This window comes from Phycicoccus endophyticus, assembly GCF_011326735.1.
GTDB lineage: Bacteria > Actinomycetota > Actinomycetes > Actinomycetales > Dermatophilaceae > Phycicoccus > Phycicoccus endophyticus.
Map to the genome: position 1 here is coordinate 259,045 of NZ_JAANCN010000002.1, position 16,222 is coordinate 275,266.

General features: G+C 74.4%; 16 protein-coding genes. 3 read left to right on the forward strand and 13 right to left on the reverse strand.

The genetic code is table 11. The features are described 5' to 3' along the window. The first annotated feature begins 5 nt into the window (after positions 1-5). Both G8D98_RS04275 and G8D98_RS04280 read left to right on the forward strand, forming a co-directional pair. Positions 6-752, forward strand: coding sequence for a phosphatase PAP2 family protein (locus G8D98_RS04275; protein ID WP_166099534.1), 747 nt, complete (start codon positions 6-8; stop codon positions 750-752). After that, entirely contained in the window at positions 749-1,480 is a 732-nt protein-coding gene (locus G8D98_RS04280) for a phosphatase PAP2 family protein (RefSeq protein ID WP_166099536.1), read from the forward strand. The genes G8D98_RS04275 and G8D98_RS04280 overlap by 4 nt, the downstream gene beginning before the upstream one ends. Here the strand turns inward: G8D98_RS04280 and G8D98_RS04285 are convergent. The 13 genes from G8D98_RS04285 to G8D98_RS04345 all read right to left on the reverse strand — a co-directional run bounded on the left by G8D98_RS04285 (position 1,465) and on the right by G8D98_RS04345 (position 14,528). Continuing rightward, a complete protein-coding gene (locus G8D98_RS04285) occupies positions 1,465-2,259 on the reverse strand; it encodes a DUF1206 domain-containing protein (protein WP_166099538.1) in 795 nt (264 codons plus the stop codon). The genes G8D98_RS04280 and G8D98_RS04285 overlap by 16 nt on opposite strands. A 54-nt stretch (positions 2,260-2,313) precedes the next feature. Continuing rightward, positions 2,314-3,108 (reverse strand): HAD family hydrolase, encoded by a 795-nt coding sequence (locus G8D98_RS04290; RefSeq protein WP_166099541.1) that lies wholly within the window; start codon positions 3,106-3,108, stop codon positions 2,314-2,316. 44 nt (positions 3,109-3,152) lie between these two features. Beyond that, the gene (locus G8D98_RS04295; RefSeq protein ID WP_166099544.1) at positions 3,153-3,986 is read right to left on the reverse strand and encodes a siderophore-interacting protein; all 834 of its coding nucleotides are present in this window, start codon (positions 3,984-3,986) and stop codon (positions 3,153-3,155) included. After that, complete coding sequence (locus G8D98_RS04300; RefSeq protein WP_166099547.1) at positions 3,983-4,819, reverse strand: ABC transporter ATP-binding protein; 837 nt, start codon at positions 4,817-4,819, stop codon at positions 3,983-3,985. The genes G8D98_RS04295 and G8D98_RS04300 overlap by 4 nt, the downstream gene beginning before the upstream one ends. After that, the gene (locus tag G8D98_RS04305) at positions 4,816-5,868 is read right to left on the reverse strand and encodes a FecCD family ABC transporter permease (RefSeq protein ID WP_166099549.1); all 1,053 of its coding nucleotides are present in this window, start codon (positions 5,866-5,868) and stop codon (positions 4,816-4,818) included. Before G8D98_RS04305 ends, G8D98_RS04300 begins: the two co-directional genes overlap by 4 nt. Before the next feature lie 2 nt (positions 5,869-5,870). Then, positions 5,871-6,923 (reverse strand): FecCD family ABC transporter permease, encoded by a 1,053-nt coding sequence (locus G8D98_RS04310; protein WP_229661863.1) that lies wholly within the window; start codon positions 6,921-6,923, stop codon positions 5,871-5,873. Continuing rightward, the gene (locus G8D98_RS04315; protein ID WP_166099551.1) at positions 6,920-7,975 is read right to left on the reverse strand and encodes an iron-siderophore ABC transporter substrate-binding protein; all 1,056 of its coding nucleotides are present in this window, start codon (positions 7,973-7,975) and stop codon (positions 6,920-6,922) included. Before G8D98_RS04315 ends, G8D98_RS04310 begins: the two co-directional genes overlap by 4 nt. Positions 7,976-8,247: 272 nt before the next feature. After that, positions 8,248-9,435: an ABC transporter permease gene (locus tag G8D98_RS04320; RefSeq protein ID WP_166099554.1), complete on the reverse strand. Its 1,188-nt coding sequence runs from the start codon at positions 9,433-9,435 to the stop codon at positions 8,248-8,250. Continuing rightward, a complete protein-coding gene (locus G8D98_RS04325; RefSeq protein WP_166099556.1) occupies positions 9,432-10,316 on the reverse strand; it encodes an ABC transporter ATP-binding protein in 885 nt (294 codons plus the stop codon). Before G8D98_RS04325 ends, G8D98_RS04320 begins: the two co-directional genes overlap by 4 nt. Before the next feature lie 51 nt (positions 10,317-10,367). After that, positions 10,368-11,072: a response regulator gene (locus tag G8D98_RS04330; RefSeq protein WP_268238619.1), complete on the reverse strand. Its 705-nt coding sequence runs from the start codon at positions 11,070-11,072 to the stop codon at positions 10,368-10,370. Continuing rightward, entirely contained in the window at positions 11,069-12,460 is a 1,392-nt protein-coding gene (locus G8D98_RS04335) for a sensor histidine kinase (protein WP_166099562.1), read from the reverse strand. The genes G8D98_RS04330 and G8D98_RS04335 overlap by 4 nt, the downstream gene beginning before the upstream one ends. An 84-nt stretch (positions 12,461-12,544) precedes the next feature. Further along, positions 12,545-13,813, reverse strand: a complete 1,269-nt coding sequence (gene serS, locus G8D98_RS04340; RefSeq protein ID WP_166099564.1) for a serine--tRNA ligase — start codon at positions 13,811-13,813, stop codon at positions 12,545-12,547. A gap of 79 nt (positions 13,814-13,892) precedes the next feature. Further along, complete coding sequence (locus G8D98_RS04345; protein ID WP_166099567.1) at positions 13,893-14,528, reverse strand: LysE family translocator; 636 nt, start codon at positions 14,526-14,528, stop codon at positions 13,893-13,895. Between the two features lie 166 nt (positions 14,529-14,694). On the opposite strand from G8D98_RS04345, the gene G8D98_RS04350 reads away from it, so the two are divergent. Continuing rightward, positions 14,695-16,221, forward strand: coding sequence for an ABC transporter substrate-binding protein (locus tag G8D98_RS04350; RefSeq protein ID WP_166099570.1), 1,527 nt, complete (start codon positions 14,695-14,697; stop codon positions 16,219-16,221). The last annotated feature ends 1 nt before the right edge of the window (position 16,222 follow it).

Here is a 16,222-nt window from a genome sequence, read left to right on the forward strand (position 1 = left end):
ACCCGATGACCAGCACCGAGGCGGCCGGGTCGCCGCGCAGCCGGGCCCGCCGTCTCCTCCGGGCCGGGCTGTACGCGGTGCTCACCGCCGCCGTCCTCGTCGGGGTGGGCCTGCTCGTCCGGGGAACCTGGAGCCCCCTGGTCGACCTCGACGAGTCGATCGTGCGTCGGCTCACCGAGGTCACCCGCGAGCATCCCGGGCTGCGCCGACCGCTGCTCGCCTGGCAGTCCCTGACCCAGCCGCTCGGGCTGCATCTCGTCGGGACCGCGGTGTGCCTGTGGGTGTGGCTGGCCCGCGGCCTGCGCACCCGCGCCTGGTGGGCGTTCGCGACCCTCATGCTCGCGTGGATCCTCGGGCTGACCGCCAAGGGGCTCTTCCAGCGGGCGCGGCCGGTCCTCCCCGACCCGCTCGAGCAGGCCCCCGGCTACTCCTTCCCCTCCGGGCACGCCGTGAACTCGGCGGCGTGGGTGTGCGTGCTCGTCCTGCTCCTGTGGCCCCTCGTGCGCCGCCCCCTCGCCCGGTCCGCGCTCGTCGTCGCCGGCGCGGCGGTCGTCGGGCTCACCGCCCTCGACCGGGTCCTCCTCGGTGTCCACTACCCCACCGACGTCACCGTGGGCGTGGCCACCGGCGCCGGGCTCGCCCTGGCCTCCTACGCGGGCTACCGGGGCTGGAGCCCCCGGGACGCGAGCGCCTCGCCCGCCCCGCAGCCGGCCGGCGGCACCCACCGCGCCGTGCCCGAGGAGTCGCGATGAGCCTGCTCACCCGCTGGGACGAGGACCCCTCGCGGCCGCGGGCCGTCGACGTCGTGCGGGACGTCGCCGTGCGGGCCGTGCTCCCCGCGGTGCCGTGGTTCACGCTCGTGGTGACGGTCGGGCTGGTCATCATGGGCCCGCTGCGGGGCCTCGAGGCCGAGAACGCCGTCAACCGGTGGTTCCAGGCCCGCCGCACGCCCACCGGGGAGACGCTCACCCTGGTGATGTCCTCGGCCGGCAACACGGAGTACGTCGTCGCGATGGGCGTGCTCGTGGCGCTCCTCGTCGCGTGGCGCACCCGGGCGTGGTGGTTCGCGCTCGTCCCGCTCGTGTCGATCTCGGTGCAGGCCACCGGGTTCGTCCTCGCGGCGGCGGTCGTCGGGCGGGGGCGGCCCCCCGTCGAGCGGCTGGACCCGACCCCGCCGACGTCGAGCTACCCGAGCGGGCACGTCGGCGCCTCGACGGCGCTCTACGTCTCCTTCGCGCTCATGGCCACGCGCATCCGGCACGACGGCGTGCGCCGGCTGCTCGTCGGCCTGTGCGCCCTCGTGCCGCTGCTCGTGGCGTTCGCCCGGGTGTACCGGGGCGCCCACCACGTCAGCGACGTCGTCGTCGCCCTGGCCAACGGCCTCGTGTGCGCCGTTCTCGGGTGGTGCTACCTGCGCCGCGACACCGGCTCCACCGGCGAGACGACGCCCGTCGCCGAGAGCGCTCAGAGCCGGGCGTAGCGCGCCCGGGCGAAGGAGTACACCCCGTACGCGGCGATGCCGAGCGCGACGACGGTGAGGACCAGCGGCCCGGCGGTCATGTCCTTGAGCGTCTTGAGGGCTCCGTCGAGGCCCTTGGCGTCCTGCGGGTCCTGCGTCCAGGCCGCGACGAGGAAGAACACCCCGACGACCGCCAGCGCCAGGCCCTTGGCCACGTACCCGAAGCGGCCGGCGCGCACCGCCCAGCGGCCCGGGTGCTCACGCAGGTCCTCGAGGAAGCCCGCCCGCCAGCCCTTGACGACGTGGTGGACCGCCACCCCGAGCACGACGAGCCCGACGATGCCGACGAGGACCTGCCCCGCGGGGCTGCTCATGAGCCGCTGGGTGACGTCGTCGGTCTGCCGCTCGCTGTTCCCCGTCCCGCCGAGCGCCGCGACCTTGATCGTGCTCCAGGCGAAGAACCCGTAGAGGATGCCCCTGGCCAAGAGCTTGGCCCGGTCGGCCACCTCGGAGCGGCCGATGACCCCCTCGGTGAGGCTCCACAGGGCGAGCAGGACGAACCCGACCACCCCGACCCACAGGAGCGCCTCCCCCACCGGCGAGCCGGCGAGCGTGCGCAGCGCACCGGACTGGTCGGCCTCGCGGGACCCGCCGCCGACCCCCCACGCAACGCTGAGCGCGAGGTAGCCGATGAGCAGGTGCAGACCGCCAAGGACCGCGAACCCGGTGCGTGCGCCCCACTCCACCACCCGGCTCTCGTTGGCCTCACGGGTGGCTCGGGTCACGTCGGTGGGGTTCATGGTGGCACACCCTGCCACCTGCGAGGACGTGCCGTCGAGACAGGTGGCGGGCCGCTAGGGGAGCGAGCGCAGGACGGCGACGAGACCGTCGTCGTCGACGTGCCCGGTCACCTCGTCCGCGGCCGCCTTGACCTCGTCGGGGGCGTTGCCCATCGCGACCCCCCGAGCGGCCCACCGGAGCATCTCGAGGTCGTTGCGCTGGTCGCCGACGGCCAGCGTCGCGGAGGGCTCGAACCCGAGCCGCCGGCGCACCGCCTCGAGGGCCGCCGCCTTGGACACGCCCTCGGGGGTGATGTCGAGCCAGGCGCTCCAGCCGACCGCGTACTCGACGCCGTGCAGCCCGATCCGGTCGGTACCGGCGAGGAAGGCCTCGCTCGTGCTCTCGGGGTCGCGGATCGTCAACCGGGTCACCGGGTGGGCCATGAGCTCCTCGAACGGGACCACCTCGGGGGTGCCCTCGAGCTCCCCGTCGGGGAAGGGGGCCGAGACCTTGAAGCCCACCCCGAGCTCCTCGACCGCAACGAGCGCGGCGGGGAACTCCTCGCGCAGCACCCGCAGGGCGGGCGCGGGGTCGAAGGTGACGGCGTCGAGGACCTCGTAGCCGTCGTCGAGCCGGGGGTCGAGGCCGAGGGTGATGGCGCCGTTGGCGCACACCGCGTAGCCGTCGAGCAGCCCCAGGGCGTCGAGCACCGGCAGCGTCCCGAGGACGCCACGCCCGGTGGCCAGGACGACCCGGTGGCCGGCGTCGACCACGGCGCGCACGGCCTCTCGGACGGGCTCGTGCAGCTCACCGTCGTGGTCGACGGTCGTGCCGTCGATGTCGAGACAGACCAGGTGGGAAGCGCTCATCGGTCCTCACGCTACCGACGACCGGGGCGCCGGCGGCGGGCGCCTCACGGGCGGGGGCGGCCGAGCTTCCAGTAGGCGCAGAAGAACACGTGCCGGCGGTCGGCGCCGTGCCGCACGAGCGCCCGGCGGGCACCGGCGGCCAGGTCGGCCTCACCGCAGGCCCAGCCGTAGGCGATCCGGCCCGGCCGGGCACCGAGGGTGGTCTCCAGGGCCGGCAGCACGGCGCTGCCCGGGATGCCGGTGCGGACGTGCACGTGGGCGTCGCCGAGGTCGTAGGAGTCGAGCACCCGCGGGTCGGCGACCTCGACGTGGACCTCCACCCCGTGGTCGGCCGCGTCCGCCGGCCCGCCCCAGGCGTCGAGGATCGCCGCGACCGAAGGCACCGCCGTCTCGTCGGCGACGAGCACCTGGCGCCCGCCGACGTCGAAGCCGCGGTAGAGGGCACCGCTGGCCCGGATGCCCACCGGGTCCCCGACCCGGGCGCGGCAGGCCCACGCCGACCCGGGCCCGCTGTCCCCGTGGGTGACGATGTCGATGTCGAGCCGGCCACGCAGCGGGTCGTGCTCGCGCACCGTGTACCAGCGCAGCGCGGGCCGTTCCTCGGCCGGCAGCGCCGCGACCGTGGCCCGGACGTTGGCCGGCTCGGGGTCGGGCATGACGAGCGCTCGCCCCGGTGGGGGCATGAGCAGGCCGACGTACTCGTCCGGCCCGCAGGGGACGAAGTCGCGCAGGTCGTCCGCGACGCAGCTGACCCGGCGCATCCCGCCCCCGAGGTCGGAGACGGCGACGACGGTGGCCTCGTACTGCGCGGGCTGCTCGCGGACGACCGCGGTCGCGAGGTCGGCGCGGCGGTGGGCCCGCAGGCCCGCGCGGCTCACGACGTCCTCCGGCGCGGCACGACGACCGGCGCCCCGCTCTCGGGGTCGGTGAGCACCGCCGCGGTGACGCCGAACACCGCCTCGACGACCTCGGGGGTGACGACCTCCGACGGCGGCCCCTCGGCGACGACCCGGCCCTCGCGCATGGCGACGAGGTGGTCGGCGTAGCGGGCGGCCATCCCGAGGTCGTGGAGCACCATGACGACCGTGCAGCCCGCGTCCTCGCACAGGCCCCGCACGAGGTCGAGCACGTCGAGCTGGTGGGCCACGTCGAGGAACGACGTCGGCTCGTCCAGGAGGAGCACCGGGGTGGCCTGGGCGAGCACGAGCGCCAGCCACACCCGCTGCCGCTGGCCGCCGGAGAGGCTGTCGACCGGGGTCGAGGCGAGGTCGACGAGGTCGGTGCGCTCGAGGGCGGCGGCGACCGCCTCCTCGTCGGCCCGCCCCCAGGTGCGGAAGAGGCCGTGGTGCGGGTGGCGCCCCCGCTCGACGAGCTCGAGGACGGTCACGCCCTCGGGGACCACCGGCTGCTGGGGCAGCAGCCCGACCCGCCGGGCGACCTCCCGGGTGGGCAGCCCCCCGATGTCCTCGCCGTCGAGGAGGACCGCACCACCGGAGGGCCGCAGCAGCCGGCCGAGGCCGCGCAGCAGTGTCGACTTGCCGCAGCCGTTGGGGCCGACGACGACGGTGGTCCGCCCCTGGGGGACGCGCAGGCTCAGGCCGTCGACGACGACCCGGCCGTCGTAGCCGAGGCTGACCGTGTCGGTGGCCAGCGGCGCGGGGGCGGCGACCCGGGCTCGGGTCGCCTCACCGGGGAAGTCGGTCACGGTCATCGGCCCTCCGGGGTCGGTCGGGAGCGGAGCATCCACAGCAGGACGGGGGCACCGAGCAGGCCGGTGACCAGACCGACCGGCAGCGCGGTGCCGGGGATGGCGTAGGCCGCGGCGTAGTCCGCCGCGACGACGACGACGGCGCCGACGAGTGCCGCGACGCCGACGGCCGGCCGGCCCGGGGTGAGCCGGCGGGCGATCGGGCCGCTGAGGAACCCGACGAAGGCGACCGGCCCGACGAGCGCGGTGGCGGCCGCGACGAGGCCGACGACGAGGACGGTCACGCCGACGCGCAGCCGGGTGACCCGCACGCCGAGACCGGCGGCGAGGTCGTCGCCGAGGCCCAGCACCGGCAGCCGGCCCGCCATCGCGAGCAGGAGCGGCAGGAGCAGTGCGTCGAGGACGAGCAGGCGGGCGATGTCGGTCCACGTCACGGTGTTGAGGCTGCCGCTGAGCCACACGAGGGCGTCCTGAGCCTGGTAGGTGCTCGCCCGCACGAGGAGCCACTGGACGAGCGCGGAGAGCCCGGCCGCCAGGGCCACGCCGACGAGGACCATCCGCCCGGTCGCGCCGCCACCACCGCCAGCCTGGCTGAGGATGACGACGGCGGCCAGGACCGCGCCGGCGAGCGCCGCGAGGGTGACCGGCGCGCCCCGCACGCCGAAGGCGACGACGGCGAGGACGGCGCCCGCGCTGGCGCCGAGGGTGACGCCGAGGACGTCGGGGCTGGCGATCGGGTTGCGCAGCATCACCTGGAAGGCCGAGCCGGCCGCCCCGAACGCGGCACCGGCGAGCACCCCCATGACCGCCCGCGGCAGCGTCGACTCCATGAGGACGAAGGACGCGCCGGGGATCTGCTCGCCTCCGAGGATCCGCACGGCGTCGGGGAGGGAGACCCGGTAGTCCCCGAGCAGCGCCCGCACGACGACGAGTGCCACGAGGAGGACGAGCAGGGTGACGACGACGACGCGGCGCCGGCGGCGTGGACCCCGGCGCGCGGCGGCCAGCGCGTCGGCGGTGCTCGGGCGCTCCACGGTCTCGAGCAGGGCCATCGTCACACACCCCTGACCCGGCGCACGACGAGGACGAGCATCGGCGCCCCGAGGACGGCGCAGACGATGCCGACCTGGACCTCCGACGGCGGGGCGACGAGCCGGCCGACGACGTCGGCGAGGACGACGAAGGCGGGGCCGAGCAGCGCCGAGAGGAGGAGCAGCCGGCGGTGCCCGACACCGACGAGGGCGCGTGCGACGTGCGGCACGACGAGTCCGATGAACGCGATCGGGCCGGCGAGGGCCGTGGCCCCGGCGGCGAGGAGGACCGCCCCCGCGGCGGCGAGCCCGCGGTGGAGCAGCACCCGCTGGCCGAGGCCACGCGCGAGGTCGTCGCCGAGGGCGACGGCGTCGAGTGTCGGCCCCGAGCTCAGCGCGAGCACGGCTCCGAGAAGCAGGACGGGGAGGATCTCGAGCACCTGGCCGGCGTCGCGGCCCGCGACCGAGCCGACCTGCCAGAAGCGGAAGCTGTCGAAGGAGGCGCGGTCGGTGACGAGCACGGCACCGATGAGGCTCTGGGCCAGGGCCATGACCGCGGCACCGGCGAGGGCCATGGAGACCGGCGCCGCGGCGCGGGGGGCCAACGCGGTGAGCGACTGGACGAGCAGTGCCACCACGACGGTGCCGACGATCGCGGCCACGACGTACCCGCCGACCGTCCCGAGCCCGAGGAAGCGGATGCCGAGGACGACGGCGAGCGCCGCCCCGGAGTTCAGCCCGAGGATCCCCGGCTCGGCGATCGGGTTGCGGGTCAGCCCCTGCAGGACGACCCCGCTCAGGGCGACCGCGGCCCCGACGACGAGCCCGATGACGGTGCGGTCGACGCGGGCGGCGACGATCGCCGCCGTCTGCGGGTCGGAGCCGTCGCCGAGCAGGGCGTGCAACACCGCCGGGGGCGCGAGGTGCTGGACGCCGAGGAGCACCGAGGCGAGCACCGCCAGGAGGACCGTGCCGACGCCCGCCGCGAGCGCCCAGGAGGTGGGCACCCGTCCGGAGCCCGCCCGCGGCCCGGCGACCGGGGCGGGGCGGCTCGGGGCGGGCGCCGTCGTCGTCACGACGCGGGTGTGCCGTTCACCGCGGAGACGAGCTTGGGCAGGAACTCCTCGACGGCCGTGCGCATCGACAGGGGGCTCGGCAGCGACATCGACAGCGCGACGGCGTTGTCGGTGCTCGCGACGTAGTGCCCGTCGGCGAGCGCGGGGATCTGCCCGATGAGGTCGTTCTTCTTCAGGGCCTGCGCGGTGCTCTCGTCCTGGGCGTAGAAGACGATGATGTCCGCCTGCAGGCTCGAGGCCTTCTCCGCCGAGAGGTTCGTCGTGAAGGCCGAGGGGTCCTTCGCGCTCAGCTCGACGACGGTCGGGGAGGGCTCGAAGCCGAGCTCGGTGAGCATCTGCGGGCGCAGGTCGGAGGTCGTGTAGAGCCCGACCGTCGACAGGTCGGTCGTCGTGAACCAGGCCCAGGCAGCCGTCTTGCCCTCGATCTCCGGGTGCGCGGCGACGGCGTCGCTGATCGTCTGCTCGGTGTCGGTGACGAGCTGCTCGGCGTCCTGCGAGCGGCCGACCGCCTCGCCGATCGTCCGCACCTGCTCCTGCCAGGGCGTCCCCCAGGCCTTCTCGGTCCACGCCACGGTCGGGGCGATCTTGGTCAGCTTGTCGTAGTCCTCCTCGCTGATGCCGGAGCTGAGGCCGAGGATGAGGTCCGGCGCCGTCGCGGCGATCTTGTCGAACGGGATGCCGGCCGAGTCGTCGTAGCGCGTCACGTCCGAGGGGTCGGCGCCGATGCTCGCCAGCTGCTCGTCGAACCAGTCGGTCGAGCCCGCCTCGTTGCCGCCCCAGGTGATCTTCGGGGCCCCGACGGGGACGATGCCGAGGGCCGCGAGGGTGTCGGCGTCGGCCCAGCCGACGGTGGCGACCCGGGTGGGCGCCGCCTCGATCGTCGTCGTGCCGTAGGTGTGCTCGACCGACACCGGGAAGGCGTCGGCCGGCGCGGTCGTGCTCGCGGAGGACTGGGCCTCCTCGCCCCCGCTCGGGCCCGTCGAGCAGGCGGACACGGCGAGGGCTGCGGCGAGCAGGGGGGCGGCGGCGAGCAGCCGGCGGCGCGAGGGCACGATGGTCTCCAGACGGGGACGGTCACTAAGGTCAGGCTTACCTTACCCAGCGCGCTCCCACCCCCGTCAACGCCCCCCCTCCGCCCCCGCCCGTGCCTGATTCGACCAATAGGTCACGCCAGACACACGCCGGCGTGCCTGATTCGACCAATAGGTCACGAAAAGCACGGGAGGCGTACCTGACGTGACCTATTGGTCACGAGAAGCACGGGGAGGCGTACCTGAGGTGACCTATTGGTCGAATGAGGCACGGCGGGGACGGGGCGCGCGGGTCACTCGGGGGCGGACCAGGCCTGGCGCATGGAGAGCTTGCCGCCGGTCTGCAGGAGGGAGCGCCGGTAGAGGCGCTCGGCGGCGACGACGACGCCACCGGCCGCCGCGAGGAGCAGGGCGAAGGCGAGGACCGCCTGCCACCACGTGGCGTCCCCCTCGAGGAGCCGGGTCGGCATGAGCACCGCGGAGAACGGCGGCACGAACGACAGGACGGTGCGCGCGGTCCCGGTCACGAGCAGCGCACCGAGGAAGACCGCGAGGACGAGGAAGGTCAGCGGCGTGGCGGTGCTCTGGACCTCCTCGACGCGCGAGGCGAGCGCGCCGGCGACCGCCCACAACGCCGCAAGCGCGACGAAGCCGGCGACGAAGAACGCGACGAACCACGCAACGGGCCCGCCGACACCGGGGACGAGGGAGGCGTACGGGGTGAACGACAGCCCGACGAGCCCGACCCCGGCGTACAGCAGCATCTGGGCGATCGCGAGCACACTGTTGCCGACGACCTTGCCGATGAGCAGCTGGCGGACCGGGACCGACGTCGCGATGATCTCGACGACCCGGGACTGCTTCTCCTCGACGACGCTGTTGGCGAGCGTGATGCCGAAGGTCAGGGTCGCGACGTAGAAGAGGAACGCGAAGGCGTACGCGACCCCACCGGCGAGCTGGGACTGCTCGGCGTCGCCCCGCAGCAGCGCGGTCGTCACGGTGCTCCCGGCCCGCAGCCGCTGCACGGTGGTGCCGAGGTCGGCGGCCTGCTCCTCGAGAGCGACGTCGCGCACGACGTCCTGGGTGACGCGGGTCAGCGCGCCCTTCTCCTCGGAGTCCGTCGTGAGCACCCAGCCGTCGTCACCGCGGTGCAGCCAGGCGTCGGCATCCCCGGAACGGACGGCCGCCCGGGCGGCCGCGTCGTCGGCGACGGCGTCGACCTCGACGGCGACCTGCTCGTCCAGCGAGGGCGCGTCCGAGGCGAGCCGGTCCGCGACCGGCCGCACGTCCGAGGTCGCCGCCACCGTGTACGTGGCGGTGCGCCCGGCGTCCCACACCTGGTAGCCCATGAGGCCGCCGATGAGGAGCAGCGTGACGAGCGTGCCGATGAGGAACGCGCGGTCGGTGATCTTGACGACGATCTCGCGGCGGGCGACGAGCGCCCAGCCGGCCTCTCGCTGCGTCGACGGGACGCTGCTCATCGGGCGGCCACCTCTCGGTAGATGTCGGCCAGGGCGGGTCGTACGGGCGTGAACTCGCGCACGGCGCCCCGCCCGGCCGCCTCGCGCAGGAGAGCCTGCTCCGCACCGTCCTCGACCACCTCGACGAGCGCGACCGGCCCCTCGACGTCGACGACGTGCAGGCCGCGCACCTCGCGGACCCAGCCGGCGTCCCGGTCCAGGGCGAGGCGGTAGCGGACCGGCCCCTGGGCCCGCAGCTCGTCGACCCCACCGACCGCCACGACCCGGCCGTGACCGAGGATGACGAGCCGGTCGCACAGCCGCTCGACGAGGTCGAGCTGGTGGCTGGAGAACAACACCGGGACCCCGGTCGACGCGTGTTCGCGCAGGATGTCGGCCATCGCGTCGACCGCGCTCGGGTCGAGCCCGGAGAACGGCTCGTCGAGGACGAGCGCGGTGGGCCCGTGGAGCAGTGCGGCGATGATCTGGACCCGCTGCTGGTTGCCGAGGCTGAGCGCCTGCAGGCGGTCCTCGGCCCGCTCGGCGAGCCCGAAACGCTCGAGGTGCTCCTGGGCGGTGCGGCGCGCGGCGGCGTCCGGAAGGCCCTTGAGCCGGGCGAGGTAGACCAGCTGGTCGAGCACCCGCTGCTTGGGGTAGAGCCCGCGTTCCTCGGGCATGTACCCGAAGCGGCGCTGGTCGGCCGCGGTGACCGGCCGGCCCTGCCAGAGCACCCGCCCGGCGTCGATGCCGAGCACCCCCATGACCATCCGCATCGTCGTCGTCTTGCCGGCGCCGTTGCCCCCGACGAAGCCGGTGAGGATGCCGTCGCGGACGTCGAAGCTGACGTCGTCGACGGCGGTGACGTCGCCGAAGCGCCGGGTGAGGCCCTCGATCTCGAGCATGCCCCCACGGTAGGGACGGCCCGGCCCGGGCGGATCCACCCTCGGGTGGGTTCAGCCCTCCGTCCCGGTGAGGAGGCCGGTCTCGTGGGCGAGGACGACCGCCTGCACCCGGTCGCGCAGGTGCAGCTTGGCCAGGCAGCTGGACACGTGGGTCTTCACGGTCGCCTCGCCGAGGACGAGGCGCGCGGCGATCTCGGCGTTGGACAGCCCCCTCCCGACGAGGACGAGCACCTCCCGCTCGCGTTCGGTGAGCCGCTCCAGGCCCGCGGGGGCGGCCCGGCGGGAGGGGCGTTCGGCGGTCATCCGCTCGATGACCCGGCGGGTGACCTCCGGGGCGAGGATCCCCGAGCCGGAGCCGACGACCCGCACGGCGTCGACGAGCTGCTCGGGCTCGGCGTTCTTCAGCAGGAAGCCGCTCGCCCCGGCCTCGAGCGCGTCGAACAGGTAGTCGTCACGGTCGAAGGTCGTGAGGATGACGACCCGCCCGAGCCCCTCGGCGACGAGCCGGCGGGTGGCCTCGATGCCGTCGAGCACGGGCATCTGGACGTCCATGAGGACGACGTCGGGCAGGGTCTCGCGGGCCCGGACCACCGCCTCCGCGCCGTGGGAGGCCTCCCCGACGACCTCGAGGTCGTCCTCGACCGAGAGCATCATCGCGAAGCCGGAGCGGACCATCGCGTGGTCGTCGACGAGCAGGACGCGCAGCGGCCGGGCGGGTGGCGGGGCGGGCTGCGGGGCCGCCGGGGTGGCCGTCACCGGCGACCTCCCACGGCGGTGGGAGCGGCCGGCGCCGCGTCGGCGGCGACGTCGTCCGGCCACGGGTAGCGCACCCGCACCCGGTACCCGCCACCCGCTCGGGGCCCGATCTCGACGCTGCCGCGGTGCAGGGCGGCGCGCTCCCGGATGCCGAGCTGGCCCAGACCGCTTCCGGAGGAGCCGGCCCGCGGCCGCCCGTCGTCGACCACCTCGAGCTCGGCGAACCGCCCCTCCTCGAGGCGGACGACGACCGAGACCCGGGTCGCGGTCGAGTGCTTCTCGACGTTCGTCAGGGCCTCCTGCACCGTGCGGTGGATGGAGTGGGCCAGCGGCGGGGAGCACCGGCCGGCGGCGCCCGGCGAGCTCTCCACGAGGTCGTAGCCCACCCGGCGCCCCGGGGTCGAGCATGCCTCGACGAGCACCGGCAGGTCCTCGAGGCCCGGCTGCGGGCTGCGGGGGCGCGGGCCGGTGCCGTCCTGCGGTGCGTCGCTGGAGCGCAGGGTGCCGAGCAGGCCGCGCATCGAGGACACGGCCGCGCGCGAGGACCCCTCGATGCCCTCGAGAGCCCTGCGGGTGGCGGCCGGGTCGCGGTCCATCACCCGACGGGCGGCCGCGGCCTGGATGCCGATGACGGACACGTGGTGGGCGACGACGTCGTGCAGCTCGCGCGCGATCCGCAGGCGCTCCTCGGCGACCGCCCGGGTGCGCAGCGCCTCGGTCTGGGCGCTGATGGTCGCCGCCTGCCGGGCGAGGAGGGCACGGTCACGGGCGGAGCGCCACTGCAGCCCCCCGATGACGACCGCGCCGCCGAAGTAGAGCACGTTGACGAGCACCGTGAGCAGCACCGCGGCGGGCACCGGCGCGAGGACGCCGTGCCGGGGGGTGCCCGCGTAGTCGTCGACGAGCCCCTGCAGCGCGCTGCCGACGGCGAACTGCAGGGCGATCCAGGCGAACATCACGACGACGATGAACCCGACGACGACGAGCATCCACCGGCGGTCGCGCGCCCAGGCGACCCCCGACATCAGGGCGACGAAGTAGACCACCTGGAGGGTGAACTGCCCCATGACGACGGGCATCGTCACCCCGACGAGGATCATGTGCCCGGCGGCGAGCGCCGCGACCGCGACCGGCCAGCGGCGCCGGCCGACGAGCAGGGCCGCGCCCGAGCTGACCGCGAGCCACTGCAGCCACCACGGGAAGGGCAGGTCCTGGAGCGTCTCGTTGCCGATGCTGCGGACCAGCTCGAGGCCGACGAGGCCGATGAGCTCGACGACGGCGGCCGTGAGGACGTCCGCCCGGCCGACCGCGGGGCGGGGACGCTCCCACGGGTCACCGACACCGAACCACCCCGCGAGGCGGGTGGCGGCGGGCGGGAGGCGCGTCATGCCCTCCAGCCTAGGCAGCGCGGGCCGCCGCCCCCTCCCTCGCTCGGGGGAGGGCGGGCTCAGCCGGCCGCCGGAGCCCCGGGGTCAGCGCACCGGGGTGAGCACGTCGAGGCCGACGAGGGGGCGCAGTGCCTCGGGCACGGTGACCGAGCCGTCCGCCTGCTGGTGGTTCTCGAGCATCGCCACGAGCCAGCGGGTCGTCGCGAGCGTCCCGTTGAGGGTTGCGGCGACCTCGTTGCCGTGCTCGCCCTTGAAGCGCGTGCCGAGCCGGCGCGCCTGGAAGGTCGTGCAGTTCGACGTCGAGGTCAGCTCGCGGTAGCGGCCCTGGCTCGGCACCCAGGCCTCGCAGTCGTACTTGCGCGCGGCCGGCCCGCCGAGGTCCCCGGCCGCGGTGTCGATGACCCGGTAGGGCACCTCGACGGCGGCGAGCATCTCCTTCTCGAGCCGTAGGAGGTTCTCGTGCTCCGCCTGGGCCTGCTCGGGCCGGCAGTAGACGAACATCTCGATCTTGTTGAACTGGTGGACCCGGATGATGCCCCGGGTGTCCTTACCGTACGAGCCGGCCTCGCGGCGGTAGCAGGTCGACTGGCCGGCGTAGCGCAGCGGGCCGTCGCTCAGGTCGACGACCTCGCCGGCGTGGTAGCCCGCGAGCGCGACCTCCGAGGTGCCGGTGAGGTAGAGGTCGTCGGCCTCGAGCCGGTAGACCTCGTCGGCGTGCGCGTCGAGGAAGCCCGCGCCGGCCATCACCTCCGGCGTGACGAGGGTCGGCGTGATGAGCGGGACGAAGCCGAGCTCGACCGCACGCTGCATCGCCAGGCCGAGCAGGGCCATCTCGAGGCGCGCGCCGACGCCCTTGAGGAAGTAGAACCGGGCACCGGCGACCTTGGCCCCCCGGGCCATGTCGATGGCGTCGAGCGCCTCCCCGAGGTCGAGGTGGTCCTGGGGCTGGAACCCCTCGGCCGCGAAGTCGCGCGGGGTGCCGACCTCCTCGAGGACGGTGTAGTCGTCCTCGCCGCCGGCGGGCACCTCGGGCTCGACGACGTTGCCGATGGTGCGCATCAGCCGGTCGAGCTCGGCCTGCGCCTCGTCGGCCGTCGCCTGCAGCGACTTCACCTGCGCGGCAAGCTCCTTGGTCCTTGCCAGCAGGTCCTGCTTCGCCTCCCCCTGGGCCCGGGCGACCTCCTTGCCCATCGACTTCTGCTCCGCCCGGAGCCGCTCGAAGGCGGTGAGCGAGGACCGACGGCGCTCGTCGGCGGCGAGCACGGCATCGACGACGGCGTCGTCCTCGCCGCGGGCGCGCTGGCTGGCGCGCACCGTGTCGGGGTCCTCCCGGAGCAGCTTGATGTCGATCACCGGGCGAGTCTATCGACGGCGCCCGGCCGGGCTCGCCCCGCTTTTCGGCAGGCCGGGGCCGCGGCGAGCCGGCGGAGAGTCAGTCCGAGCGACCGGTGACGAGCAGGCCGGCACCGAGACCGACCATCATCAGCCCGCCGGCACCGCCCACCCGCTCCAGCCGACGCGGCGAGGAGGCGAACCAGTCCCGACAGCGCGCGGCCGCGAGGGCCACCGAGCCGTCCATGGCGAGGGCGACGACGACGAAGACGGCGCCGAGCACCAGCAGCTGCGGCGCGACCGGGCCGGACCGGTCGACGAACTGGGGCAGCAGGGCCATGAAGAACACGAGCGACTTCGGGTTGGTCACGCCGACGAGGTAACCCGCCCGTACGGCGCGCGTCGCCCGGACGGCAGCGAGCCTCTCGTGCAGCGACCCCGCGAGCGCGCGCCGGTGTCGCACCGACTGCACCCCCAACCACACGAGGTACCCCGCCCCGACGGCCTTCAGCCCGGAGTACACGGCCGCACTCGAGGCGACCAGTGGTCCGAGACCGACGGCGATGGCGACGATCTGGGTGAGGATGCCTCCGGCGTTGCCGAGGACGGTGAGCAGCGCCACCCGGCGACCGGCCGAGAGTGCCCGGCCGACGGTGAAGAGGACCGAGGGACCGGGGACGGCGACGATGGCGAGCGAGGCCAGGGCGAACGCGGCGACCGAGGTGAGCGGGGGCACGTGAGCAGCATGCGCGGTTCGGGGCCGCGCACGCACCCGAGTTCCAGGGTGTAAAAAAATTCCGCTCGATCTATCCAAGCCGGAACTGGTTGACCTAGCATCGTGCGCCTGAGGGCCCCCGCTCCCGCCCGGGAGGCCCGGTGACCGACCTGAGGAGACCACGCCGATGACCCTCCGCCGCTCCACCGCCGTCCTCGCCGCGGCCGCCGCCCTGGCCCTGACCGCCTGCGGCGGCGGGGGCGAGGAGCCGGCGGCCAGCCCCGGGGAGGGGACGATCGTCGTCGGCATCACCGCCGACCCCACCCAGATGTTGCCGTGGACGGTGACCTCCAAGCAGGCCATCCAGGTGCTCTCGCAGGTGTACAGCACCCTGCTCGACACCGGCGAGAGCTCCGAGCCGGTCGCCGGCCTCGCCGACCTGCCCGAGGTGTCCGACGACGGCCTGACGTACACGTTCACCCTCAGCGAGGGCGTCACCTTCACCGACGGGTCGACGCTGGACTCCGAGGACGTCAAGTACACCTTCGACACGATCATGGACCCCGACTCCAAGGCCTCCTCGGCCTCCTACTTCGGCTCGGTCAAGAGCGTCGAGGCTCCCGACCCGCGCACCGTCGTCGTCACGCTCGAGCACCCCGACGCCTCCTTCCCCTCGGGCCTGACCGGCGTCAACACCGGCATCGTCCCCTCGGACGCCGACCCGGCGACGCTCGAGAAGACACCGCTCGGCTCCGGTCCCTATGCGTGGGAGAAGCGCACGCCAAACCAGTCGATCACGTTGGCGCGCAACGACTCCTACTTCAAGGGCACGCCCGGCGCCGCACACCTGGAGTTCCGCGTCATCCCGGACGAGCAGTCCATGGTCTCGGCCCTGCGCACCGGGTCGGTCAACCTCACGGTCTTCGACAACCCGGTCACCGCCAAGACCGCCGGCACCGGCTCGGTCACGAGCACGCCCGTGGACTCGCTGAGCTACCACGTCCTCCAGCTGCGGGCGGCCTCGCCCGTCCTCTCCGACGTCAACTCCCGCCTCGCCATCCAGTGCGCCGTCTCCCGCCAGGACGTCGTCGACTCCGCGGCGCTCGGCGCCGGCGAGGTGACCGGCCCGGTCACCTCGCCGGAGTACCGCTCCGACCCGGCCGCGCAGCCCTGCCCGGAGCAGGACCTCGACCGGGCCAGGGAGTACCTCGCCAAGGCCGGCACGCCGGACGGCTTCACGCTCAAGCTCATGACGTCCCAAGGCCTGTACTCGACCGCCGTCGACGAGGCGCAGGCCATCCAGGCCCAGCTGGGCAAGGTCGGCATCGACGTCCAGCTCGAGAGCCTCGACTCCGGTGACTACGTCGACCGCTGGCTCGCCGGCGACTTCGAGGCCGCCATCGCGCTCAACGGTGGCAGCTCGGACCCCAACACGATGTACGCCCGCTACTTCACGAGCGACGGCAGCTTCAACACCGTGGCCGGGTACTCCTCGAAGAGCCTGGACACCCTCTTCGCCCAGGGGATCGCGACGACGGACACCGACGAACGCGCCGAGGTCTACTCCGAGATCAGCGCCGAGCTCGTCGACAACGCGGTGTGGGTCTGGCTGTTCACCCCGAAGCTCTTCGTCGTACACACCTCGTCGATGTCGGGTCTCGAGGCACGCACCGACGGCAGCTACTCCGAGCTGTGGAAGGCCTCCCTGGGCTGAC

Bases quoted from the DNA above. Each gene is read 5' to 3' on its own strand.
- G8D98_RS04275 (WP_166099534.1), top strand. From the start codon at position 6: ATGACCAGCACCGAGGCGGCCGGGTCGCCGCGCAGCCGGGCCCGCCGT.
- G8D98_RS04280 (WP_166099536.1), top strand. From the start codon at position 749: ATGAGCCTGCTCACCCGCTGGGACGAGGACCCCTCGCGGCCGCGGGCC.
- G8D98_RS04285 (WP_166099538.1), bottom strand. From the start codon at position 2,259: ATGAACCCCACCGACGTGACCCGAGCCACCCGTGAGGCCAACGAGAGC.
- G8D98_RS04290 (WP_166099541.1), bottom strand. From the start codon at position 3,108: ATGAGCGCTTCCCACCTGGTCTGTCTCGACATCGACGGCACGACCGTC.
- G8D98_RS04300 (WP_166099547.1), bottom strand. From the start codon at position 4,819: ATGACCGTGACCGACTTCCCCGGTGAGGCGACCCGAGCCCGGGTCGCC.
- G8D98_RS04305 (WP_166099549.1), bottom strand. From the start codon at position 5,868: ATGGCCCTGCTCGAGACCGTGGAGCGCCCGAGCACCGCCGACGCGCTG.
- G8D98_RS04320 (WP_166099554.1), bottom strand. From the start codon at position 9,435: ATGAGCAGCGTCCCGTCGACGCAGCGAGAGGCCGGCTGGGCGCTCGTC.
- G8D98_RS04325 (WP_166099556.1), bottom strand. From the start codon at position 10,316: ATGCTCGAGATCGAGGGCCTCACCCGGCGCTTCGGCGACGTCACCGCC.
- G8D98_RS04335 (WP_166099562.1), bottom strand. From the start codon at position 12,460: ATGACGCGCCTCCCGCCCGCCGCCACCCGCCTCGCGGGGTGGTTCGGT.
- G8D98_RS04350 (WP_166099570.1), top strand. From the start codon at position 14,695: ATGACCCTCCGCCGCTCCACCGCCGTCCTCGCCGCGGCCGCCGCCCTG.